The sequence below is a fragment of the Paenibacillus sp. UNC496MF genome, from assembly GCF_900113915.1.
GTDB classification, from domain to species: Bacteria; Bacillota; Bacilli; order Paenibacillales; family Paenibacillaceae; genus Paenibacillus_Z; species Paenibacillus_Z artemisiicola.
In genome coordinates, this window is sequence record NZ_FORE01000006.1 from 172751 (window position 1) to 195005 (window position 22255).

General features: G+C 66.0%; 17 protein-coding genes. 3 read left to right on the plus strand and 14 right to left on the minus strand.

Features of this window, described 5'->3' with window-relative positions:
- Positions 1–73: 73 nt before the first annotated feature.
- The 11 genes from BMZ79_RS09405 to BMZ79_RS09455 form a co-directional block, all read right to left on the minus strand.
- Entirely contained in the window at positions 74–1744 is a 1671-nt protein-coding gene (locus BMZ79_RS09405) for a DUF4091 domain-containing protein (RefSeq protein ID WP_090639076.1), read from the minus strand.
- Positions 1741–3360 (minus strand): DUF4091 domain-containing protein, encoded by a 1620-nt coding sequence (locus tag BMZ79_RS09410; RefSeq protein WP_090639078.1) that lies wholly within the window; start codon positions 3358–3360, stop codon positions 1741–1743. The genes BMZ79_RS09405 and BMZ79_RS09410 overlap by 4 nt, the downstream gene beginning before the upstream one ends.
- 145 nt (positions 3361–3505) lie before the next feature.
- Positions 3506–5122, minus strand: a complete 1617-nt coding sequence (locus tag BMZ79_RS09415; RefSeq protein ID WP_090639080.1) for an extracellular solute-binding protein — start codon at positions 5120–5122, stop codon at positions 3506–3508.
- Positions 5123–5200: 78 nt separating this feature from the next.
- Positions 5201–6106, minus strand: coding sequence for a carbohydrate ABC transporter permease (locus BMZ79_RS09420; RefSeq protein WP_090639081.1), 906 nt, complete (start codon positions 6104–6106; stop codon positions 5201–5203).
- Complete coding sequence (locus tag BMZ79_RS09425) at positions 6106–7101, minus strand: ABC transporter permease (RefSeq protein ID WP_090639083.1); 996 nt, start codon at positions 7099–7101, stop codon at positions 6106–6108. Before BMZ79_RS09425 ends, BMZ79_RS09420 begins: the two co-directional genes overlap by 1 nt.
- 295 nt (positions 7102–7396) lie before the next feature.
- Positions 7397–8815, minus strand: a complete 1419-nt coding sequence (locus BMZ79_RS09430) for a response regulator transcription factor (RefSeq protein ID WP_090639085.1) — start codon at positions 8813–8815, stop codon at positions 7397–7399.
- Positions 8808–10634, minus strand: coding sequence for a sensor histidine kinase (locus tag BMZ79_RS09435; RefSeq protein ID WP_090639088.1), 1827 nt, complete (start codon positions 10632–10634; stop codon positions 8808–8810). The genes BMZ79_RS09430 and BMZ79_RS09435 overlap by 8 nt, the downstream gene beginning before the upstream one ends.
- A 144-nt stretch (positions 10635–10778) precedes the next feature.
- Positions 10779–12062 (minus strand): ankyrin repeat domain-containing protein, encoded by a 1284-nt coding sequence (locus tag BMZ79_RS09440; protein ID WP_143088916.1) that lies wholly within the window; start codon positions 12060–12062, stop codon positions 10779–10781.
- Positions 12063–12184: 122 nt separating this feature from the next.
- Positions 12185–13858: a ribulokinase gene (locus BMZ79_RS09445; RefSeq protein WP_090639092.1), complete on the minus strand. Its 1674-nt coding sequence runs from the start codon at positions 13856–13858 to the stop codon at positions 12185–12187.
- A 112-nt stretch (positions 13859–13970) separates the two neighbouring features.
- Entirely contained in the window at positions 13971–14672 is a 702-nt protein-coding gene (locus BMZ79_RS09450) for an L-ribulose-5-phosphate 4-epimerase (protein ID WP_090640121.1), read from the minus strand.
- Positions 14673–14815: 143 nt separating this feature from the next.
- Positions 14816–15943: a GntR family transcriptional regulator gene (locus tag BMZ79_RS09455; RefSeq protein WP_090639095.1), complete on the minus strand. Its 1128-nt coding sequence runs from the start codon at positions 15941–15943 to the stop codon at positions 14816–14818.
- Between the two features lie 241 nt (positions 15944–16184).
- Here BMZ79_RS09455 and BMZ79_RS09460 point away from each other — a divergent pair, with 241 nt between their 5' ends.
- Positions 16185–16577 (plus strand): DUF6220 domain-containing protein, encoded by a 393-nt coding sequence (locus BMZ79_RS09460; protein ID WP_090639097.1) that lies wholly within the window; start codon positions 16185–16187, stop codon positions 16575–16577.
- Positions 16578–16665: 88 nt separating this feature from the next.
- On the opposite strand, the gene BMZ79_RS09465 is transcribed toward BMZ79_RS09460, so the two are convergent.
- Both BMZ79_RS09465 and galU read right to left on the minus strand, forming a co-directional pair.
- Positions 16666–17622: a hypothetical protein gene (locus tag BMZ79_RS09465; protein WP_143088917.1), complete on the minus strand. Its 957-nt coding sequence runs from the start codon at positions 17620–17622 to the stop codon at positions 16666–16668.
- 68 nt (positions 17623–17690) lie between these two features.
- Entirely contained in the window at positions 17691–18563 is an 873-nt protein-coding gene (gene galU / locus BMZ79_RS09470) for a UTP--glucose-1-phosphate uridylyltransferase GalU (RefSeq protein WP_090639101.1), read from the minus strand.
- Positions 18564–18932: 369 nt separating this feature from the next.
- Between galU and BMZ79_RS09475 the strand changes: the two genes are divergently transcribed.
- On the plus strand, positions 18933–19385 hold the full coding sequence (locus BMZ79_RS09475) for a Dps family protein (RefSeq protein ID WP_371263658.1): 453 nt from the start codon (positions 18933–18935) through the stop codon (positions 19383–19385).
- Positions 19386–19685: 300 nt separating this feature from the next.
- On the opposite strand, the gene BMZ79_RS09480 is transcribed toward BMZ79_RS09475, so the two are convergent.
- Positions 19686–20573, minus strand: coding sequence for a helix-turn-helix transcriptional regulator (locus BMZ79_RS09480; RefSeq protein ID WP_090639104.1), 888 nt, complete (start codon positions 20571–20573; stop codon positions 19686–19688).
- 179 nt (positions 20574–20752) lie between these two features.
- Between BMZ79_RS09480 and BMZ79_RS09485 the strand changes: the two genes are divergently transcribed.
- Positions 20753–22201: an MATE family efflux transporter gene (locus tag BMZ79_RS09485; protein ID WP_090639106.1), complete on the plus strand. Its 1449-nt coding sequence runs from the start codon at positions 20753–20755 to the stop codon at positions 22199–22201.
- The last annotated feature ends 54 nt before the right edge of the window (positions 22202–22255 follow it).

Below are 22255 nucleotides of genomic sequence, written 5' to 3' on the forward strand. Positions count from 1 at the left end.
CTATCCATCGTGCTCTTGCGATGCGCCCGCGGCTGTCGGGCGCTCGGCCTCCGGCTTTACCCGAAGGCTTCGCTCATCGGATGCAGCCCCCGGCCGCCGCTTCCGCGATCCGCCGGTTCACCCGCTCCCGCATCCCGAGCAGCCAAGCCGGGTCCCGCGGGTACTGCCGGAACGTGAGCGGCTCCTCCGCGTCTTCCTCCAGGCAGCGGATCGCCGCCTCCCGGCCGGACAGGCGCTCCAGCAGCCGAAGCGCCCGCGCGTCCTGCATCGCGCTCCGCAGCAGCTCGAGGCGGACGGAGCCGACCGGACCGTCCGCGCCCGGATAGACCAGGAACGCGTCCCCCGACGGAAAGCCGAGGTCCGCGTCCGTGCACGCGTACGGATCGATCGCCTTGCGCGACCGCTGCGAATACCAGTGGTTGAAGCCCCAATGGAGGAAGCCCTGCAGCCCGAACTTGTACAGCTGCGCCCCGATGATCCGCGTCCGTTCGGACGGCATCGCCATGAACCGGTTCGACTCGCCGTGCTTGTACTCGCAGCAGCAGTAATACGCCCACAGATTATCGGCCCCGCGCTCGAGGAAGACATCGATATGCTCCGTGGAGACGACGGGATGCGAGAGCAGTCCTTCGGCGTAGAACCGGTAGTCCGAGAGCGCGTCGAGCACGGGATAGTCCCCGATCAGCGACCGCAGCAGCTTGCTCGCCCGCTCGTAATGCGGCATGTCCCCGATCCACGGCTCGTCCGAGACGTGGAACCAGACGCGCTCCTCCAGTCCCTGCCCGCGGACGAACGCCAGCAGCTCGGGCACGAACTGCGCGAGGAACGCCCGGTACGCCGCCCCGTCCGCGTCGCTCTCCCAGCCGAAGATCCGCTCTTCGCCTTCTTCCGTGCCGGCCATGATCTTCGGGGCATGCTTCGCGCCCCACTGCGTGAACAGATGCGCGAACTCGAAGTGCGCGATGCCCGCGCGCCGGCAGACGTCCACCCAGCGCGCCAAGCGGGCGAAATCGAACGCGTACCGCTCCCCGTCCCGCCGCACGCCGACCAGCTGCACGGTCGGGCGCTCCCGGCCGGGATCGAGCTCGAGCGGGGGCGAGAACAGCGGGGTCAAGATCATGTTCATCCCGTGGTCGGCGTAGAACCGCGCGTAGGCTTCGATCAGCGCCCAGTGCGCCTCCGAGAACATCGCCGTCTTGTACTGCGTCGCCAGGCAATCCGCGTAAAACCATTCCGTGTGCAGCAGCTCCTGCTCCGGCAGCTCCGCCCCATGGACGGCGAGCCGGAAGCAGGCTTCGCCGAGCGGAAGGCCCGCCTCGTCCGCGAACCGGACCCGGATCGGATGAACGCCGGCCGCGCCGGCGCCTTCCGGCCGGACCGTAACCCAGACGGCCCGCCATTGCCCGGGCGGTGCGTGCACCCCGTCCGCCCCGAGCGGGTACAGCGGGTCGGGATACAGCCCCGGCGCCGTCCGCAGCACGTAACCGTCGTGGTCGGCGTAATTCGGCAGCTCCGACGGCACGAGCCCGACGGCGCGGACGGAGACGGTGCCCGGGAGCGCCGTCTCGACGTCGACCCGGATGCGCCGAAGCAGCGCCGCGGACCGGTACGCCACCTGAAACGAGACGTGCTCGCCGATCAGCGCCGAGCCCTCTTCCCGGGCGGCCGCCGGCTCCTCGCCCGGGAACACCTTCGCAAGCGGGGACAAGCAGCGCCATTCGAATGCCGGGTCGTTCGCGGTCATGGCGTTTCCCCTCCTTCCGTCATGCACGCCTCGGACGCGGCCGCGAGCAGCCGGCGGTGCGCGGCGGCGAAATGGTCCGCGTCCTCGTTCATTTCATGGAAGCTCGACAGGCAGTCCGCGACGATCGCGTCCGCCGCGGCCTTGTCCTTGGCGGCGAGCAGGCGCAGCAGCTCGTAATCCTCGAGGCCCGCCCGCATCGCCTCGAGCCGCATGCTGCCGAGCGGCCCGTCCGCGCCGGGATAGACGAGATGCGTGTCGCCCGGCGGGAAGAGCAGGCCGGTCTGCTCGTACGGGTCCTTGTCCGCGTCGCAATGGTTGAGACCCCAATGCAGGAAACCGTCGAGCCCGTATAGATAATTGGCCCAATGCAAATACCGGGTCCGCAGCAAAGGCATGTCCCACAGCCGGTTCAGGTAGGCGCCGCCCGGATAGCAGCAGGTATAGAACCACAGCCGGTCCCCGAGCGACCGGATCTCCTCGAACGCGGCGCGGTGCTCCTCGTAGTAGACGTTCTTCGGGATCCAGATGTCGACGGCCCCGCCGAGGTCATGCGTCTCCACCGCCTCGAGCAGCGGCACGCCGGGCAGAAATTTGCGCACGATCGCGGACAGCATCCGGTACTCGTGCTTGCTGTTCTCAGTCGGCTCGTCGGCGACGTGCTGGACGAGAAGCGGCAGCCAGCCGTTCTCCTCCAGGAACGCCCGCCAAGCCGTCAAATACTGCGCCAGAAACGCGTACCCTTCCGCGGCGACCGCGCGCAAGGCCTCGCCGCCGTTCCACGTGTTCCAGACGTGGAATTCCGCGTCCCGGAAGTCCTTCCTGCCGGCGAGCAGGCCGCCTTCGATGCCGGTGAAGCCGAGGCCGAGATAGAGCCGGATGAGCCGCTCGGCCCGGGCGAAGTCGAACCGGTACCGGTGCTCGCCCGCGAGCTCGACGGCCACCGCCTCGAGCGGCACCCAAAAATGCGTCTGCCGCGCCCGGCGCATCAGCAGCCCGTACTTCCGGATCATGGCCCAATGCAGCTCGGACCAGGCCTCCAGCCCGTACCGGCTCGCCATATTCGCGAGGCTGAACCAGTTCGTGACCGCGAGCGTCTCCCGCGCCGGCACGGCGGCGGCGCAGACGTCGATCCGCACCGGAATCCGGACCGCCTCGCTCCCGGCCTCGACGGTCAGCCCGCCGACGTATGCGCCGGGCTCCGAGTCCGCCGGAATCGCCCAGCAGACGTACAGCGCCTCCGTCGGCGCCTCGGCGACGGCATCGGCCGTCAGCGGCCGCAGCGCCTCGAACAGCCGGAACGGCGCCGCCCGGGTCGCGTAGCCCGCCGCCGATTCGCCCGGCTGCAGGCAGAAGCCGACCGGCCCCGTATTCCGCTCGACGAGAATATCGCGCAGCCGATAGAGCTCGGCCTCCGGCTCGCCGCGTCCGCCTTCGGCGCGCGGGCGGCCGCGAAACGCCGCCCGCAGCGGCGCTCCCGGCACGGCGCCGTTCAGCAGCAGCTGGCAGCCGGCATGGCCGCCCCGGGCGGCGGCCAGCTCGATCGCCTTCGCCCCGTCTTCCCGCGCCTCGCTGTCGGGATACAGCCATTCGTGCGCATGGACGATTTCATAATTCATCTTCGCGTTCCCTCCTTGGTCCGTGAGCGGATTGATCCGCGTTCAGTGCCGCCAGATCCCGCGAAAAAGGCGGCCGAACCGGCCGCCCCTTCGATCCTGCTTCGCTAGTAGCCCGGCAATCCGCGCCAAGCCGCGTCTTTGCCGCTTAATTCTCGTCGGGATACTTGTCGTTGACGGCCTTGATCGCGTCCGAGAGCCCGAGGCCCATCTGCTCGTCGGCGTATTTCTTCATGGCCGCCTTGATGTCCTCGTTGCCGATGACCAGCTTCGTGACGAGGGCGTCCAAGTCCCCGCCGCCCGTGTTGAGCGAGCTCGCGTAGGAATTCACGATCCAGTTGATCGGCGGCTTCTCGCCGGCCTGCAGCTGCTCGGCCTCGACTTTGTCGATGTACTCCTGGACCTTGCCCGTCTCCGTCGCCGGATAGCCCTCGACGTACTTGTTGCCGTCCGACCAGATGGCCAGCGCGCCGAACACGTTGTTGGACGGATACAGCTTCATCAGGTCGAAATCCTTCTCGTCCTTGTGCTTGTTCGTGACCATGTCGCCGTTCGGCTCCCAGTCCACGCCCTGCAGGCCGTAGCGCGTCACCTTCTGCCCTTCCGGCGAAGCGAGCCAATCCATCAGCGCCAGCAGGCGCGCCTGCTTCTCGTCCGACGTGTTGCCGCTGAACAGCGTGCCGGACCAGTAGTCGAAGTAGCCGTACAGGTAGTTCTTCCCGTCCGCGGCCGGTACCGGGTTCAATATCTTCACGTGGTCGAGAATGTTGGAGTTCGGATTCGCCTTGTTCCACAGCGCCGGCTCGGCGTTCATCGTCTTCGGCGTCGTCACGAGCGCGGCCGCCTTGCCCTGCATGAACTTATTCTCCGCGTCGACGTTCGGCAATGCGAAGTCTTTGTCCAGCAGGCCGGATTGGTACAGGTCCCGGATCTGCGCGACCTGCTCCGCGAAGCCGTCGGTCATCCAGCCCGGCTGCCATTGGCCGTTCACCTTCTGCCACCACGTGGACCCCGGGTTGATGTTCTGGAACACGCTCTCGCGGATCCAGCCGATGCCGCCGGCCGTGATGCCGATGACGTGCTTCTTGTCGGCGATCGTCTTCAGCACGTTCTTCAGCTCGTCGTACGTCGTCGGATCCTTCAGGCCGAGTTCGTCCATCCAGTCCTTGCGGATCTCGATGCCCCGGTCCATCGGCAGCTCGTTGCGGTTGGCCAGCATGCGCGGGATGAAGTAGTTCTTGCCGTCCGCCGCCGCGGCGCCGGCCACGTCCGGCAGATCGACGTATTTCTTCAGGTTCGGGTAGGCGCTCATGTCGTCCGGCAAGGGCTTGATGATGCCCTGGTCGGCCCATTGGTTGACGAGGTCCCCGCTCGTCTGGTCGAAGAAGAACGCGTCCGGAAGCTGGCCGGAAGCCGCCCACAGCTTCGTGCGGTCCCCGTAGTCGCCCCACGATTCGTTCACGGGCTTGATCGTGATGTTGAATTTCTTCTCGATCATTTGGAGCATCGGATCGGGCTGGTCGGCTTTGATCGAGGTGGCGATGTCGTAGAAGGCGAGCGAAATGTCCAAATGCTCCTTGAACGGATCGTCCTGCGCGGCGCCGGCGTTCCCGTTCGAGCCCGCGTTTGCGCCCGCTCCGTTATCGGACGCGGCCGGGGCGTTGTCCGTTCCCCCGTTTCCGGAATTCGAGCTGCAGCCGGCGAGCAGACTCGCGGCGAGCGCCAGGCTCGCGATGCCCGCGGCTAAGGTTTGGCCTTTCTTCATGGCGATTGCCTCCTCTAATGGATTGACCCCGCAATGGTTGCGTAACGATGGCGAGCATGTCGCGTTCGGGAAGGATCGTCAGCCCTTGATGGAGCCGACCATCACCCCCTTGGCGAAATACTTTTGCAGGAACGGGTAGACGGCCATGATCGGGAAGCTCGCGATGACGATCGCCGCCATTTGCATCGCTTCCTGGGGAATGTTGATTTTGGACTGGTCGACGGCGGACATGCCGACGTTCTTGCTCAGAATCTGGCTGATGTTCATGAGGATGTTCCGCAGCATCAGCTGCAGCGGGTACTTGTCGGAGTCCGACAGGAACAGCATCGGGCCGTACCAGTCGTTCCAGCGGTCCACCGCGTAGAAGAGCGAGATGGACGCGAGCACCGGCAGCGAGGTCGGGATGACGATCCGCAGCAGAATCGTCAGGTCGCCGGCGCCGTCGATCCGCGCCGATTCCTCCAGGCTCGCCGGGAAGTCCCGGAAGAAGCTCATCATGATCCAGACGTAATACGTGCTGATCGCCGACGGGAGGATCATGACCAGGTAGCTGTTGTACAGGCCGACGCCCTTCACCGTCAAGTAATACGGGATGAGGCCGCCGCCGAAGAACATCGTGAAGATGACGATCGTCATCAGCACGTTGCGCCCGGGCATCGCCTTCTTGGACAGCGCGTACGCCGCGATGATCGTCAGCGTGAGGCTGAGGGCCGTGCCGGTCAGCGTGACCAGCGACGAGACGACGAACGCCCGCCCGATGCCGAACTCGATGATCTGCTTGTAGCCCTCCAGCGTGAAGTGCGTCGGCAGCAGCATCCCCTTCGGCGTGCCGAACGACGTGATGATGACGGTGTAGAACGGGAAGACGGCGCAGATGCCGAGCACGATGAAGATCGCGTGCAGCAGCAGGTCCGCCTTGCTCTTGCCCCGGTTCGCGAGGCGCTCCCCGTGCTCGGACGGATTCGTTAAGGTTGCGTCGGCCATCAGACGAGTCCCTCCTGTCCGAGACGTTTGACGAGCTGGTTGGCGATGACGAGCAGGCAGAGGCTGATGATCGATTTGAACAGGCCGACCGCCGTCACGATGCCGAAGCCGAGATTGACGCGGCCCGCGAAGGACAGCCGGTACATGAACGTATCGAGCGTGTCCGCGACCTGGTAGACCGGCGCGCTGTAGAGGTTGAAGATTTGGTCGAAGCCGCCGTCCATGATGCCGCCGACCGCCAGGATGAGCATCATCGCGACGACGCCGCGGATCGACGGCCACGTGATATGGAGCATCTGCTTCCAGCGGTTCGCCCCGTCGACGTACGCCGCTTCGTAGAGCTCCGGGCTGATACCCGCGATCGCCGCGAAATAGATGATCGCGCCCCAGCCGGCTTCCTTCCAGATGTTCGTAACGTAGAGCAGCGGCCGGAACGTGGCGGGATCGCCGAGGAAGCTGACGTAAGGCAGGTCGAGCTTCGCGAACAGCGTCGCGATCGCGCCCGTGTTGCCGAGAATGTTGACCAGAATGCCCCCGAGCACGACCCACGACAGGAAGTGCGGGAACGTGAACACCGTCTGGTAGAGCCGCTTCAGCTTCGAACGGGCGATCTCGTTCAGCAGCAGCGCCATGATGATCGCCATCGGAAACTCGACGAGCAGCCGGCCGCAGCTGATCAGAATCGTGTTGCGGAACGCCGTCCAGAAGTCCGAGTAGCGGAAAATGTACCGGAAATTGTCCAGCCCGACCCACGGGCTGTGCAGCACGCCTTTGTTGAACATGTACTTCTTGAACGCCAGCGTGATGCCGTACATCGGCACGTACGAGAAGACCGCGTAGAACGCGACGACGGGAACGAGCAGCAGGTAGAACACCCGGTACTGCTTCACTCTTCGCCACAGCCGCGATCGCTTCAAGCGCTTCTCGTCCTCCGTTCGCGGCGGAGCGCCGTAGCCGGGCCGAACCGTCCCTTCGCGCGAAACCGTTCCATTCATCCTGCACCTCTCCTCGCCTTCGGGTATGCTGTCGCCGTCTGTTGACAACTCCCATTCTAGACAAGTTTGAAAGCGCTTACCATTGGCAAAAGCCAGCCGATTTTGTAATGGACATCGATCTTTTGCCGCCGCGGCGCCCGCCCGCTGCCCGCAATCCCGAGCGAGAAGACAAAATCATCGCGCAATCGTCCATTTTTTCGGCTCGCGCAGCCTGGCGCGGCCTAACGGAAGACAAAAAGAGGCCCTTCCCGCCGTTACCCGGAGAAAGGCCCCTCGTCCTGCTTGACCGGCTCGCTCACTCGTTCGTCCTGTAGGCTCTGGGTGTCCTGCCGGTCATCTTTTTGAAAATCTTGCTGAAGTAATACGCGTCGTGGTAGCCGACCTCTTCGCCGACCCGGTGCACGGGCAGATTGCTGTCCCGCAGCAGCTCGCACGCCCGGCGGATCCGCAGCTCGGCCAAGTAATCGGTGAACGACCGGCTGACATGCTTGATGAACAGCTGGCCGATGTAGTTGCGGTTCATGTAGAACTCGTCCGCCAGCATCTGCAGCGTCAGGTTCCGGTTGTAATGGTCGTTCACGTAGCGCAGCACCGCGAGGAACGCGTCGCTGCGGATCTGTCCCTGCCCCTGGACGTACAGGCCGCCCAGATAGGCCGTCGTCATCCGCTGCAAGTCCCGCAGCAGCTCGCCGAGGTTCTCGTACCGCTCGATCAGCCGCTCGTAATCGATCAGCAGGTAGTCTTCCAGCTGTTCCGCGTCCGTCCGCTGCTCCTGGAGGATGGCGGTCAATACCGCGTTGTACAGGAAGAACGCGTGCTTGATCCGGTACGCGCCCGTTTGGAACCGGCCGGCATAGTCCTCGTACAGCTTCGTCAGCTCGGACATGTCCCGCTTCCGAAGCGCCTCCGACAGCCCTTTGAAATCCCCGTATCCTTTCGGCTCGCCCGCCTGGCACACCGCCGGCCGGCCCGCGATGAAATACTGGCACGCCGCCATCTCCGCTTCCTCGATCGCCGCCTTGACCGCCTCGGCGCGGTGCACGGGCCGGCTGAGGCCGATGCCCGCGTACTGGCCTTCGTACCGGCGCAAATGCTCCAGCAGCGGCGCTTGCGCGTCCTCCTGGGCGATATACAGACTCCTGCCGCTGCGCCCGTTCAGCTTGACGTGGCGGTACGGCGGCAGCGGCTCGGGGCCCTCGAGGTCCACGGCCGCGACCACGCGCATCCCCCGGCCGGGCTCGATGCCGGCCTGCGCCAGCAGCCGCGAGAACCGCACAAGGCCCGGCGGCGAATCCTCCATCAGGCATTCGAGCATCGACGGCACGTCCTTCTCCGCCCGTTCGTCCAGGATGTCCTTCGCCTTCTTGAGCAGCGGCACGAGCTCCTCTTCCTCGACGGGCTTCAGGCAGTAGCCGATCGCGCCCAAATTCAGGCACTTCTGCACGTACGAGAACTCGGCGAAGCCGCTGACGACGATGAACAGCATGTCCGGCTGATGCTCCCGGCATTGCTTGATCAGCTCGAGCCCGCTGATCTCCGGCATGCGGATGTCGACGAACACCACGTCCGGGCGCAGCTCCCGGATCCGTTCGCGCGCCGTCGGGCTGTGCGTCTCCGTGCCGGCGATCTCGAAGCCGAACCGCGCCCAATCCACCGCGCTGCGCAAATTGGCCACGACCCACTGCTCGTCGTCCACGAGCATGGCCTTATACATGCGAATCACCGCCTTCCTTCCGAATGGGGATGCGGAGCGTTACTTCGGTTCCCGCCCTTGGCCGGCCGCCGATCGCCAGGCCGTAATCGCTTCCGTAGAGAAACTGCAGCCGATGATGCACGTTCGAGAGCCCGATTCCCCGGATGCCGTCCGGTTCCGCGGCGCGCCCGCCGTCCGCCAGCCGCTCGCGGACGGCCGCGAGCCGCGCCTCGTCCATGCCGACCCCGTCGTCGCGGACGGTCAGGACCAGGATCCCGCCTTCGCCGCCGGCTCCCGCCGCGCTGCCGGACACGCCGAACGCGCCGGACGCGCCGCCTTCCACCGACGCCGTCAGCGTCAGCGCGCCCGGCTCGTATTGGGGCTCGAGCCCGTGGTAGACGGCGTTCTCCACGATCGGCTGCAGGATCATCTTCGGCACCGGAATCGCGCGCAGCGCGTCCGGCACGGCGCAATCGAACCGAAACCGGTGCGAGAACCGGATCGTCTGGATGTTCATGAACGCTTCGACGATGCGCAGCTCCTCGCCGAGCGGCACGATGTCGTGCCCCTTGATGCTGTAGCGGAAGATCCGCGACAGCGACCGCGTCATGTCCCGGATCTCCGGCACCTCGCGCTCCGCGGCGATGCCGCGGATGGCGTCGAGCGTGTTGTACAGGAAATGCGGATTGACCTGGCTTTTCAAAAAATCGAATTCGGCCTGCTTCTTCTCGATCTCCGTCCGGTACAGCCGTTCGTTCGACTCCACCAGCTGCCGCGTCAAATGCTGCACGCTCGACAGCATCTGGTTGTACCGGTTGCCGATGACGGCCGCCTCGGCGGAGCCGCGCAGGTTGATCCGCTTGTTGAGGTCGCCGCTGTCGCTGATGCGCAGGTACTGGTACAGCTTGCGCATCGGGAAGATCATGTTGTTCAGGATGAGCAGGAACGGCACGGCCAGCAGCAGGATGCCCGCGGCCAGCGCCAGCAGCGACTGCCGCTGCAGCTTGCGGATGTCCCGGAAGAAGACGTCGTCGGGAATGACCCGGACGATCCGGCCGCCGATCTGCGGCAGCTCGTCCACCTGGATATGCGTCAGCTCGCCGTTCAGCCGGACGACGCCGCTGTTGCCCGTCATCGGCGGCACCTCGAACGGCTTGCCGATCATGCCGCGGTCGTTGCTCATGAAGATGCGGCCCGTCCGGTCGAGCAGGTAGAGGCCCGTGCCCGGCTGCAGCGATTTCAGGTCGTAGCCGCCGGTGAGCGTCGACGCGTCGATGATGAGGATGATCCGCCCGATGACGTTCGTGTATTGGCGCTTCAGGTCGCTCGAGAAGATATTCGTGCCGACCGCGAAGCAGTAGCTCGACGCGCCGACGGGACTCTTGCATTCCTGCACCTTGGAGAAATAGGAATCCGCCTTCTTCGGCATGAAGTCGCCGAACTCGCTGGCGGACGAGCCCTGCAGCGAGAACCAGTCCCCGTTCTTGCCGACGACGACGAAGTCCGAGATGCCCGGCTTCACCGTCGAGAGGTTCAGGAACAGGTTCTTGACCGTCGGGTACCGCTGCACCTTGGACAGCATGTCCTCGTCGAGCAGGTAGTCTTGGATCGATTTATTGTAAGCGATGTTGTACGTCAGCCATTTGACGACGTCGTAGTTGGACAGAATCGTCTGCTCCATCTGCCCGAAGATATCGTTCGTGTAGACTTCGTTGTTTTTGGCGATGAACGAGGCGCTGCGGTTGTAATTGAACAGCAGGATCGCGACGAACACGGCCATCGTCAGCAGCGCGATCATATACATCTGCCCGCGGATGGGCAGCCTGCGCAGTACGTTCATGATGCGAGTATCCCCCGGCTCCGGTTATGACGTCCATCGCCGTTATTATAGCATCGGAGAGGCGCCTGTGAAAACGCATTCAGCCCGCCGGAGGCGGGCTGAACGGTTCCAATATTTGCTTGGCGGTTCAAACGGGGAAGCGCGTCAGTCCGCCTCGCGGACGCCGGCGCGGAGCAGGACCTCCCGGACCGGCTCGCTTCCCGCCGCCTGCTCCGGCAGCGGGGAGCCCGCCGCGAGCAGCAGCGACGCGACTTCGGCGTAATCGCCGCGCGAATCGCGGATATGCAGCGAACCCCAGCTGCAGCTGGACAACGCGTTGCCGCCGTAGTCGTTCGGCTCGCGCAGGGACGCGCCGTGCTCGAGCAGGAGCCGCGCCATGGCGGCGTTCCCGCGCATGGCCGCCCGATGGAGCGCCGTGAAGCCCTGGCTGCGGGCATCGACCGGGAAGCCGGCCGCCAGCATGAGGCGCACGGCCTCGAGGCGCTGATCCCAGGCGACGTCCGCGAGCAGGCCTTGTTCCGCCGGCGACAGCGAAGCGACGAGGTCCGGGTGCTCGCGGAGCATGGCCCGCGCGCGCTCCGCGTCCGCCGTGCCGCAGGCCAGCAGGAACCGTTGCCCGAGCGGGCTCCGGCTCGCGAGCTTGGCCGCGATGCCCGAATGGCCGCGGTGCGCGGCCAGGAAGAGCGGCGTGAACGTCCGGCCGATCACGTAGTCGTAGATGTGGCCGCCGTCCGACTCGCCCGACGTGAATTCGCCTTCGCCGATCCGCGCGCCGATGCAGCCCGGATCCTCCGCGAGCAGCTTGTCGACGAGCGCCTCGTCGCCCAGCAGGATCGCCATGAAAATGTCCGGCTTCGCTCCGCGGGCGACCAAGTAGCCGCATTTCTCGGCGTCGTTCGCCGCCCACTGCGCGGGCGTGCTGCCATGGTCGACGTCGCGCCGGTCGATGTCGGCGCCGTGCTCGAGCAGGAAGTCGATGACCGCCTTCGACGACGCGAAATGCAGCGGCACCTGGCCGTCGGGTCCGCGCCGGTTGGCGAAGCCGGGATCCTCCAGCGCGAACGCGCGCAGCGCGTCCAGCATGCCGAGCGCCGCGGCCGCGTGCGGATCGACCTCGGCGCCGCGCTCGATCAGATACCGCGACAGCTCGCGGTGATCGTGATGCAGCACGCCGAAGCCCCCGGCCCACCAGCCGCTCCTCGCGTTGATGTCCGCGCCGTGCGCCAGCAGCAGATCGACCATCTCGCGGCTGCCGCTTGCGGCGGCCGCCACGATGGCCGGCGTATCGAACGAGAACCACGGCTCGTTCACGCCTTCTCTAAGGAATTCGTACTCTTCCAGCAGCCGCGCGGCCGCTTCGATCTGTCCGTCGCGGACCGCTTCCACAAACCGTTCCCGGGGTTCCATCGCCGCCACTCGCCTCCGCATCGCCCGATCGGGCAAAATGTATGCGCGCTTTTAGAGCTATTATGCGCTTCTTCAATTATACGCTGTCTGTACGCGTTCGATAAGTCCGCACCTGTCCGGACCGAGCCGGCCGCGGCCGGCAATCAGCGCGCGGCTTCTTCCTTGAGCGCCTTCAGCCGCTTCATGACGTCGTTCGCGCCGCGGCCGAAATAATCGTGCAGCAGGTTGTACTCCGCGTACAGCTTCTCGTACGCCGCGACGTTCGCCGGGATCGGCTTGAACGTCTCCTCGCGGACGCGGGCCATCGCGGCGGCGGCGTCCACGACGCTGTCGTAGCCGCCCTTGGCCGCGCCGGCCGCCACGGCGCCGAACATCGCCGCGCCGAGCGCCGGCGTCTGCTTCGAAGCCGCGACCATGATCTCGCGGTTCGTGACGTCCGCGTAGATCTGCATGAGCAGGCGGTTCTTCTGCGGCAGGCCGCCGCAGGCGTACAGCTCGTTCACGTCCACGCCGTTCGCCTGGAAGGCGTCGACGATTTTGCGCGTGCCGAAGGCCGTCGCCTCCAGCAGGGCGCGGTAGATCTCCTGCGGCTTCGACAGCAGCGTCAGGCCGACGATCGTCCCCGTCAGGTTCGTGTCGACGAGGACGGAACGGTTGCCGTTCCACCAGTCCAGCGCCAGCAGGCCGGATTCGCCGACGTTCAGCTTGGCCGCTTCCCGCTCGAGCCACTCGTGCACGCCGATGCCCTCGGCTTTGGACGCCTCGGCGACGTAAGCCGGCACCGCTTCGTCCACGTACCAGGCGAAAATGTCGCCGACCGCGGATTGGCCCGCTTCGTAGCCGTAATAACCCGGAATGATGCCGTCCTCGACGACGCCGCACATGCCTTCGACCTGCTTCTCCTCGTCGCCGAGCAGCATGTGGCAGATCGACGTGCCCATCGCCATGACGAGCTTGCCCGGCGACACGACGCCGACGGCCGGCACGGCCGCGTGCGCGTCGACGTTGCCGACGGCGATCGCGGTGCCCGCGACGAGCCCCATGCGCGCGGCCATGCCGGGAGTCAGCTCGCCGGCCTTCGTGCCGAGCGGCAGCACGTCGCCGCGCAGCTTCGTCTCGGCGAACGCCTCGAGACGCGGATCAAGCGCTTTCAGAAAATCGCGGCTCGGATAGCCGTCCTGCTTATGCCAGATCGCCTTGTAGCCCGCGGTGCAGCTGTTGCGCACGATGCGGCCCGTCATTTGGGCAACGACCCAGTCCGCCGCTTCCACGAGCTGATCCGCCCGTTCGTAGATCTCCGGCGCTTCGTCCAGGATCTGCCACGCCTTCGCCAGCATCCATTCGGACGAAATCTTGCCGCCGTAGCGGGCGAGGAACGCTTCGCCGCGGGCTGCCGCCGTCTCGTTGATGCGGTCCGCCTCGTCCTGCGCCGCGTGATGCTTCCACAGCTTCACCCAGCTGTGCGGGTTCGCGGCGTACGCCTCGTCGAAGCAGAGCGGCCGTCCCGCCTCGTCGACCGGCAAAATCGTGCACGCCGTGAAGTCGATGCCGAGGCCGATGATCTCGGACGGGTCGATGCCGGATTCGCGCACGACCGCCGGAACGGACTGCTCCAGCACCTCGATATAGTCCCGCGGATGCTGCAGCGCCCAGTCGTGCTCCAGCTTGAGGCCGGTGCCGGGCAGGCGCTCGTCGATTACGTTGTGGCGATAAGGGGTGACGTGCTCGGCGATCTCGGCGCCGTCGGCCAGGCGCACGAGCACCGCGCGGCCGGACTCCGTGCCGTAATCCACGCCGATTGCGTATTTCTGAGTCATCGTAGGAATGCTCCTTCCGGGTTAAGAATGCGTTGCGCGCAATCGCGCAGAAGTATACATGCCTGGCGTATAAATGCGCCGCGATGCGGAACGGTGCGCTTCGGTTTCGCGCTCAGCCCTGCGACTGTCCGTAGTAAGCGTTTGCACCGTGCTTCCGCAAGTAGTGGCGGTCCAGCAGCTGCCGGTCCATCGGCCCCGCCCCCGGATTCAGCTGGAACGTATGCAGTCCCATCTTGGCCACCTCTTCGACGACGACGGCGTTATGGACCGCGTTATGCGCGTCCTTGCCCCAGCAGAACGGCGCGTGGCTGTACACGAGGGCGGCGGGCACGCGGTTCGGATCGATCCCGCGCTCGCGGAACGTCTCGATGATCACGTTGCCGGTCTCGAGCTCGTACGCGCCGAGAATCTCCGCTTCCGTCATCGGGCGCGTGCACGGAATTTCGCCGTGAAAATAATCGCCGTGCGTCGTGCCGAGCGCCGGAATGCCGCGGCCGGCCTGGGCCCAGCTCGTCGCCCAAGGCGAATGCGTGTGCACGATGCCGCCGATGCCCTCGAACGCCCGGTACAAGGCGACGTGCGTCGGCGTGTCGGACGACGGGCGCAGGCCGTCCTCGACGGGATTTCCCTGCAGATCGACGATGACGATATGCTCCGGGCGCAGCTCCGCGTACGGCACCCCGCTCGGCTTGATGGCCACCAGCCCGCTGGCGCGGTCGATGCCGCTGACGTTGCCCCACGTGAACGTGACGAGCCCGTACTGCGGCAGCTCCATGTTCGCTTCCCACACGGCTTGCTTCAACGATTCCAGCATGTTGTCCATTCTCCTCCCCGCGATTGGCAAGGCGGACGTTCGGCACCGCTGAGAACGAATCCGCTCGCATCAGCCCCGCCCTGACGTGCCGCCGCTTCTATCCGTCTCCATTATAACTTGTACGTACAAGTGTGTCGACTGCTTTATTTCGCCTCCGGCTCCGGCGCCGGGCCCGTCGATTGGCGGACGATCAGCTTCGGATCGTAGACGACGTCGCCGGCGTCGCCCGCCTCGGCGCGGCCGTCCATCAGCTTCATGAGCAGCGCCACGGCGTCTTCGCCCATCCGCGTCTTGGGATGCTCCAGCGTCGTCAGCTTCACCTCCGTCGCCACGGCGAGGCTGGCGTCGTCGAAGCCGACCATCGACAGATCGGCCGGTACGGACAACCCGCTCAGCCGCACGACGTCGAGCAGGCGGACGGCCAGCTCGTCGTTGTAGCAGACGACCGCCGTCGGCCGCGCGTCCGCCGGGCGCCGGAGCAGCTCCGCGAGCGCCTCCGCCGGCTTCGCGCCCTTCTCCTCGGTCGCGTACCGGACGAGGAAGTCCGGCTGCAGCGCGAGCATCCGCTCCCGCAGGCAGCGCATGAAGCCGCGCATCCGGCGGACGCCCTGGAAGTCGTCCGTCTTGAAGAAGCCGGCGATCCGCCGATGGCCGAGCTTCGCCAGATGCTCCGCCGCCCGGTAACCGCCCAGCTCGTCGTCGACCTTCAGGCACGGAGCGTCGAGATCGCTGTAGCGCTCGTTCAGCATCACGTACGGAATCCGCCGCGCCTCCAGCGCCAAATAATAATCCAGGTTCGGGTTGCCCTCCGCGCTCTTCGTCGGCTCGACGATCAGCCCGCCCAGCTGCTGCAGCAGCATCGACTCCAGGCTCTCCCGCTCGCGCTCCTTCTCGTTGTCCGTGCTCGCGAGCAGGAGCCGGGACCCGTGCGCGCGCAGCGCGGATTCCACGCCGCGGACGATCGTCGGGAAGATGTAGTCCGAGATGTGCGTCGTCATCATGCCGATCGTCAGCTGCCGCTGCGCCTCCGGCCTCGGCCGGCCGCGCTCCGCCTCGGCGACGAACGTCCCCTTGCCCTGGGAGCGGTAGAGCCACCCTTCCGCCTCCAGGTCGCCGAGCGCCTGCCGGACCGTTTGCCGGCTGAAGCCGAAGCGGGCGGCGATTTCGTTCTCCGACGGGAGCTTGTCGTGCGGCTTGAACTGCGCCGTCGCGATCCATGAGACGATTTCTTCTTTCAATTGCCGGTATTTCGGCGTTTGCTGTTCCTTCACGCGGCACCTCGTTCATTCTGCTTGCTGGCTTTCACTTGTATGGTCTAGTATAGCATATCCGCGGGCTTGTACGTACCTGTCGCCCGAACCGCCGGAAGGCCCGCGGCGGCGCGCGGATAAACTGGACCTAAGGGCAATATACGGCGCGCGCCGGAGCGCCTACAATAGAAGCAACGCCTTGAGAAGCAATGCCTTGAGAAGCAACGCCTTGCCCACTCCCGCTCCGAAGGAGGCCGTTCCCATGTCCGAAGGCAACCGCTACGCCCGGCTCGCCGTCTTTCTGCTAGCCGCGCTGTTCGCCCTCTGCGTCGTCGTGCAGACATATTTGGCCGGCATGGCCGTCTTGGTCGACGCCGAGCATTGGAAGGCCCATACGTCGTTCGTGCACGTCTTCGAATTCGTCCCGGCCGCCGCGTTCGTCCTCACGTTCTTCGGCCGCGTCGGCGGCGCCGTCCGCTGGTGCTCGCTCGTTCTCTTCGCGCTCGTCATGCTCCAATACATGACGGCGCATATCGGCGCGGACGCCCCGTACGTGTCGGCGCTGCATCCCGTCATCGCCGTCGCCATGTTCTGGCTGGCGGCCGCGACGGCGATGCGCGCGTACCGGGCGTGGCGGCGCGGTCCGCGGGCATAAGAAAAAGCCGTTCGCGGGACGCAATCGTCCCGCGAACGGCTTCCATGCTTGCCGGCCGCTTGGCCGGCGGGCGATCCCGCCCGCCGCGCTAAGCCGCCTCGACGACGAACGGCACCGTCATGACGCGGCCGTTCCGCTGAAACTGGCCCCACAGCTTGTACAGGCCCGGCTTCGGAAACGTCGCGTGAAACTCCGCGACCGGCCCGCCGGCCGCGCTCATCGCGTGCACGTGCAGGTAATCGTCCGCGTCCGCGCCGAGTATGACCACGTGCCCGGCGGCGCCGAGGTACGGCTGCAGGTCGCGGACCGGCTCGCCGCTCGCGGCGTCCGCGAACGAGAAGGCCAGCTTTACGGCCTCGCCCGCCTTCGGCGCGCGGTCGAACGACAGCTTGACCGCCACGCCGTCCGCGGTCCGTTCGAGCCGCTTGTCCGCGGCCAGCGCCGGCTCCGTCTGCCGCGTCCCGCCGCCGCCTTCCGCCTGCACCCAGGCGCCGCGCCATTGCTGCGCCCCGTCCGCCGGCTTGAAGTCGGCGATGAGCTTGTACCGGCCGGCCGAAGGGAACGTCACGTCCCCTTCGAACACGCCGGGCTCCGCCGTCTCCGCGGGATGCAGGTGCAGAAACGTCGACAGCCCTTGGCTGACGACGATCAGATGCAGCTTCTTCTCGTGGTTGACCTGCAGCCCGGCGTCCGGCTTGCCCGCGGCGTCCGTGATCGTCACGCGCAGCGTGCTGGCCTCGCCGGCCCGCGGCGCGCCGTCCGGCCATGTCCACGTCGCGGCATCCGCGCCTTCCGCGCCGGGCGCCATGCCGGACATGTCCATATCCATGTCCGCCGCGTCGTCATGCGCATGTTCGTGCCGCATGTCCGCCGCGCCCGCGCCCGCCGCCCGCGAAGCGCCGTCCGGCTCGTCCGCCGCCTTCGCGGCCGCCGGCAGGTTCTGCCGCTCGGGCATGCGCTCGTTCATCCACAGCCCGATCGCCATGCCGGCCAGCAGCGAAACCGACAGCAGCAGGGTCCGGTTGCGGACCTGTTTCCGATTCATCTTCAATGTCAACCCGCCTTCCTTCCGGCGGGGATGCGCCGAATGAAGGACGCTTCCGGCCGCCGGCGTTAGTCTTGCTTCAGCCGTTCGATCATATAGCGGCGCACGTCGTCCGCCAGATCGCCCCGGCGCAAAGCCAAATCGATCGTCGCCTGGACGAAGCCGAGCTTGTCGCCCACGTCGTAGCGCTGGCCTTCGAACCGGAACGCGGTCATCGGGTTCGTCAGGTTCAGCCGCTGCAAGCTGTCCGTCAATTGGATTTCGCCGCCCTTGCCGGGCTTGGCATGTTCCAGCAGCTCGAAAATGCCGGGCTCCAGCACGTAGCGGCCGACGATCGCCAGATTGGACGGCGCTTCGCCCGGCGCGGGCTTCTCGACGAGCCCCTTCAGCCGGCCGCCGCCGCCCTCCGCGAGATCGACGATGCCGTACTTATGCGTCTGGTCCCAAGGCACGTCCATGACGGCCACGACCGACGACGCCCGTTCTTCGTAGAGCTCGATCATCTCCGCCAGGCACGGCCGCCGGGATTGCAAAATATCGTCCCCGAGCAGCACCGCGAACGGCTCGTCGCCGACGAACCGCCGCGCGCAGAGCACCGCGTGGCCGAGTCCGAGCGGCGCGCCCTGCCGGATGTAGACGATCTCCGCGAGATGCGAGATCCCCCGGACGAGCTCCAGCATTTCCGCTTTGCCGCTGGCCTCGAGCTCCGCCTCGAGCTCGAACGATTTGTCGAAATGGTCCTCGATCGCCCGCTTGTTGCGGCCGCTGACGATCATGATGCTTTCGATTCCGGAGGCGACCGCTTCCTCGACGATGTATTGAATGGCGGGCTTGTCGATGAGCGGCAGCATTTCCTTCGGCTGCGCCTTCGTCGCCGGCAGGAAGCGCGTCCCCAGTCCGCCGGCCGGAATGATTGCTTTTCGTACCCGAGTATGTGCCATTGGTATCGTTCTCCTCTCTTCTTGTGTTGCCAGATCGGCCGGATTTATACCGTTCGCTCCGGCCGAGTCGAAGCTAACGTATCACGCGCGCGGAATCGTGGCAACGGCTATTGACAAACATACTTATTTATAATAATTTTAATCTAGAAGTTATTCTTATCTGAGTTTCAGCATCGACGGGCCGCGGTTAAGAAGAGAAGAGCGCGGAGCCCCGCTTCGCCCGCCGCGATTATTTCGCCGGGCGTTTCGGCACAATAATTGGGTATCCTGCCGGAACCGCGGGGACCGCACGGAGCGCCGGACGGCTGACAGCGTGCGGCTCCGGTACATTGCAGCAGCGCCAACACGCTCATTTTATGACAAAGGGAGATGCCGAACATGCCGACGAAAAAACTGCAAACGATCCTCAACAAACAAATCTCGACCTGGAGCGTCCTGTACGTGAAGCTCCACAACTACCACTGGTACGTCAAAGGCAACCAGTTCTTCACGCTGCACGTGAAATTCCAGGAGCTGTACGAGGAAGCGACGCTGCACGTCGACGACATCGCGGAGCGCCTGCTCGCGATCGGCGGCCAGCCGCTCGCCACGATGACCGAATACCTGGAGCATTCGACGGTGAAGGAAGCTTCGAGCAGCGAATCCGCCTCGGAGATGGTGGACATCCTCATCGAGGACTTCACGAAGGTGGCCGCCGAGCTGAAGGAAGGCATGGACGTGTCGGCCGAAGCGGGCGACGACACGACCGGCGACCTGCTGCTCGCCATCCACAAGTCGCTCGAGAAGCACATCTGGATGCTCAAAGCGTTCAACGGACGCTAAAGCGCGGGACGGCAGCCGGATCGGCGCCCTGCCCTGCCCTAGACCGTCATTCGCGGCAAGACGCCGCGGGTGGCGGTCTTTTTGCGTTCCGGTTTTAATTGCGTCCCGGCGGTCTTGCTGCATCTTGCCGGTCTATTGGCATTCCGGGCTCGATGGCGGCCTCATGCGCGCGGATCCCGGCCCGGCACGCGCGGGTGCTGGAGCAGGAGCCGCGAGAGCCGCCGAAGGGCCGTGCCAGGTCCGGGAGCGCGCGCCCGCCCAAGCTTTCCCGGCGGCGCGCCAAACGCGGACCGGCCGGCGTCAGCCGTACGCGAACCGCTGCCGGAACTTGCGCGGCGAAAGCCCCTCCGCCCGGGTAAAGCAGGAGGTGAAGTACGCCGCCTGGTTGAACCCGACCTCCTCCGCGACGCGGGCGACGGGGTGGTCGGTTTGCAGCAGCAGCAGCTTCGCCTGCTCGATGCGGTGGCGGAGCAGGTATTCCATCGGCGGACAGCCGTAGTAGCGCTGCATGCAGCGAGCGATGTACACGGGATGGAAGTTGAGCCGCTCGCCGAGCTCCTGGGCGGTCACCGGCTCCCGGTAGTGCTTGCGCAGATAGGCCGCCGCCTGGTCCGCGCACGCCGCGGCTGGCGTCGACTCGTCCTTGGCCGCGGACGCGGACAGCTGCCGCAGCAGCTCCTGGAACACCGACTGCTGGCTCCACTTCGCGCTGCCGGAGTAGAAGCTCTGGTTTAGCTTGACCAGCTGCTCGAACAGCTCCTCGGCTTTCCCGGGCTGGGACAGACGGGCGAATTGGGGCACGTGGATCGGAAACGTATGCGTGGCGTACGACCAAAGCGCCTGCGTGCGTTTCTCGTCGTAGGCTTCCTCCCCGTGCCGCGGCGGCTCGCCGTCCGTGGCGGCCCAGCTTCCCGTCGTCTGAAAATGCAGCCAGTAATACGACGTCGGCACCTCGCACCCTTTGGTCCCGTAGTGGTAACGGTCCGGCCGCAGGATCAGCGCGCAGCCTTCGCCGACCTCGAAGGTCCGGTCCTCCTCCGCCATGTACAGGCAGCCTTCGCGGACGAACAGCAGATCGAAGACCCCGACGTTGCGGCGGCTGACGTGCCGTCCGCCCGGCGCGTAGTGCGACGGTCCGCACAGCATGTAATGCGGCAGCGGCGGCACCGTGAATTGCAGCATGCTCATGGCGGTCCCTTCCTTTCCCGGCGAGGTCGGCTTAACGAGGGCACGGAGGTTGCGATCGTGAAAGTTTCGGTTGATCCCCTCATACTTTGCGTCCAGTATACCATCTATAATTTGAATGTGAAACGGGCGCGGCTGCCGCGCGGCCGCACGACGACATCACCGGAAAGCAGGCAACCGACATGGGCGCGACCGCCACCCTCAAAACCGATTCCCGTTCGTATTCCCTATGGTCCTTATCTTGGCCGATCTTCATCGAATTGTTCCTTGCCACCCTGCTCGGCACCGTGGACACGCTCATGGTGAGCCGCGTCTCCGACGACGCCGTCGCGGTGGTCGGGCTGTCCAACCAGCTGTTCAACGGCTTGAACACGCTGTTCATGACGATTACGGGCGGCGCGGGCATTCTCGTCGCGCAGAAGCTGGGCTCGCGCAAGCCGGAGGAGGCGCGCACGATAGGCATCATCGCCGCGAAGTTCACCGCGGGCATCGGCCTGTGCATCAGCGCGGCGCTCTGCCTGCTGCCGGACCAGGTGGCGCGGCTCATCCAGATGCCGGAGGAGCTGCTCCCGCTCGCCCGCGGCTATATCGCCGTCGCCGGCTGCGGCCTCGCGCCGTTCGCCCTGTCCGCGGCGTTCGGCACCGTCATCCGCAACACCGGCAACACTCGGGGCCCGATGCTGACGGCGGTCGGCATCAACCTGCTGCACGTGATTTTGAATTACGGGTTTATTTTCGGCGCGTTCGGGTTCCCGAAGGTCGGGCTGCAGGGCGTCGCGATCTCGACCTTCTCCTGCCGGACGATCATGATGCTCGTGCTCGCCTACATGTTCATGCATGCGTTCGAGCGCAAGGTTGGAATCGCAGATATTCGGCTGCGGAGTCCGAAGCTGTTCAAGGAAGTGCTGCGGATCGGCTGGCCGCTCGGGGTCAACTCGTCCTGCTGGATGCTCTCGCAAATGGTCATCTTCATGTTCCTCGCCGTCATGGGCGCCAAGGAGCTCGCGACGCGCGCCTACCTGAACACGCTGGAATCGTTCTGCTTCATGCTCGGCCTCGCGATCGCGATGGGCGTGCAGATCAAGATCGCCCACCTCTTCGGCTCCAAGCAGTGGAAGGACGCGTACGCCAGCGCGTACAAGGCGCTCGGCGTCGGGCTCGTCATCGTGACCGTCAACGCCGCGGCGCTCGCGCTGACGGGCCGCTGGTTCCTCGGTTTCTTCACGAAGGACCCGGAGATCCTGCGCATGGGCGTCTCCCTGCTCGCCCTCAACATCGTCCTGCAGCCCGGCAAAATGCTCAACATGGGCTTCGGCTCCGGCCTGAACGCGGTCGGCGACACCCGCTTCCCGATGATGACGGCCCTGTTCTCGATGTGGGGCGTCGCGACGGGCTTGTCGTACTACTTCGGCCTGCACCTCGGGTGGGGGCTCGTCGCCGTCTACGCCTGCATGATCGCCGACGAATACGTCCGCGGCGCGCTCGCGTTCCTGCGCTGGCGGCAGCGCAAGCACCTGACGCGCGCGGAGCAGCGGGATTTGCGGCAGCAGTCCGCGGCCGACGGCGTGGCCGGGCAGCCGGCGGGCGCCGCGGCCGGCGCGAACGCGGCCGCAACCGGCGCCCGCGCTTAAGCGGGCCCGCGCCGGTACGACGGGCCGCTCGCGCCTCGCGGAGAGGCGCGGCAC

What these genes read in the sequence shown, in the direction of transcription:
- BMZ79_RS09405 (WP_090639076.1), bottom strand. Translation starts at nt 1,744, where the DNA reads ATGACCGCGAACGACCCGGCATTCGAATGGCGCTGCTTGTCCCCGCTT.
- BMZ79_RS09410 (WP_090639078.1), bottom strand. Translation starts at nt 3,360, where the DNA reads ATGAATTATGAAATCGTCCATGCGCACGAATGGCTGTATCCCGACAGC.
- BMZ79_RS09415 (WP_090639080.1), bottom strand. Translation starts at nt 5,122, where the DNA reads ATGAAGAAAGGCCAAACCTTAGCCGCGGGCATCGCGAGCCTGGCGCTC.
- BMZ79_RS09420 (WP_090639081.1), bottom strand. Translation starts at nt 6,106, where the DNA reads ATGGCCGACGCAACCTTAACGAATCCGTCCGAGCACGGGGAGCGCCTC.
- BMZ79_RS09425 (WP_090639083.1), bottom strand. Translation starts at nt 7,101, where the DNA reads ATGAATGGAACGGTTTCGCGCGAAGGGACGGTTCGGCCCGGCTACGGC.
- BMZ79_RS09430 (WP_090639085.1), bottom strand. Translation starts at nt 8,815, where the DNA reads ATGTATAAGGCCATGCTCGTGGACGACGAGCAGTGGGTCGTGGCCAAT.
- BMZ79_RS09435 (WP_090639088.1), bottom strand. Translation starts at nt 10,634, where the DNA reads ATGAACGTACTGCGCAGGCTGCCCATCCGCGGGCAGATGTATATGATC.
- BMZ79_RS09440 (WP_143088916.1), bottom strand. Translation starts at nt 12,062, where the DNA reads ATGCGGAGGCGAGTGGCGGCGATGGAACCCCGGGAACGGTTTGTGGAA.
- BMZ79_RS09445 (WP_090639092.1), bottom strand. Translation starts at nt 13,858, where the DNA reads ATGACTCAGAAATACGCAATCGGCGTGGATTACGGCACGGAGTCCGGC.
- BMZ79_RS09450 (WP_090640121.1), bottom strand. Translation starts at nt 14,672, where the DNA reads ATGCTGGAATCGTTGAAGCAAGCCGTGTGGGAAGCGAACATGGAGCTG.
- BMZ79_RS09460 (WP_090639097.1), top strand. Translation starts at nt 16,185, where the DNA reads ATGTCCGAAGGCAACCGCTACGCCCGGCTCGCCGTCTTTCTGCTAGCC.
- BMZ79_RS09465 (WP_143088917.1), bottom strand. Translation starts at nt 17,622, where the DNA reads ATGAATCGGAAACAGGTCCGCAACCGGACCCTGCTGCTGTCGGTTTCG.
- galU (WP_090639101.1), bottom strand. Translation starts at nt 18,563, where the DNA reads ATGGCACATACTCGGGTACGAAAAGCAATCATTCCGGCCGGCGGACTG.
- BMZ79_RS09475 (WP_371263658.1), top strand. Translation starts at nt 18,933, where the DNA reads ATGCCGAACATGCCGACGAAAAAACTGCAAACGATCCTCAACAAACAA.
- BMZ79_RS09480 (WP_090639104.1), bottom strand. Translation starts at nt 20,573, where the DNA reads ATGAGCATGCTGCAATTCACGGTGCCGCCGCTGCCGCATTACATGCTG.
- BMZ79_RS09485 (WP_090639106.1), top strand. Translation starts at nt 20,753, where the DNA reads ATGGGCGCGACCGCCACCCTCAAAACCGATTCCCGTTCGTATTCCCTA.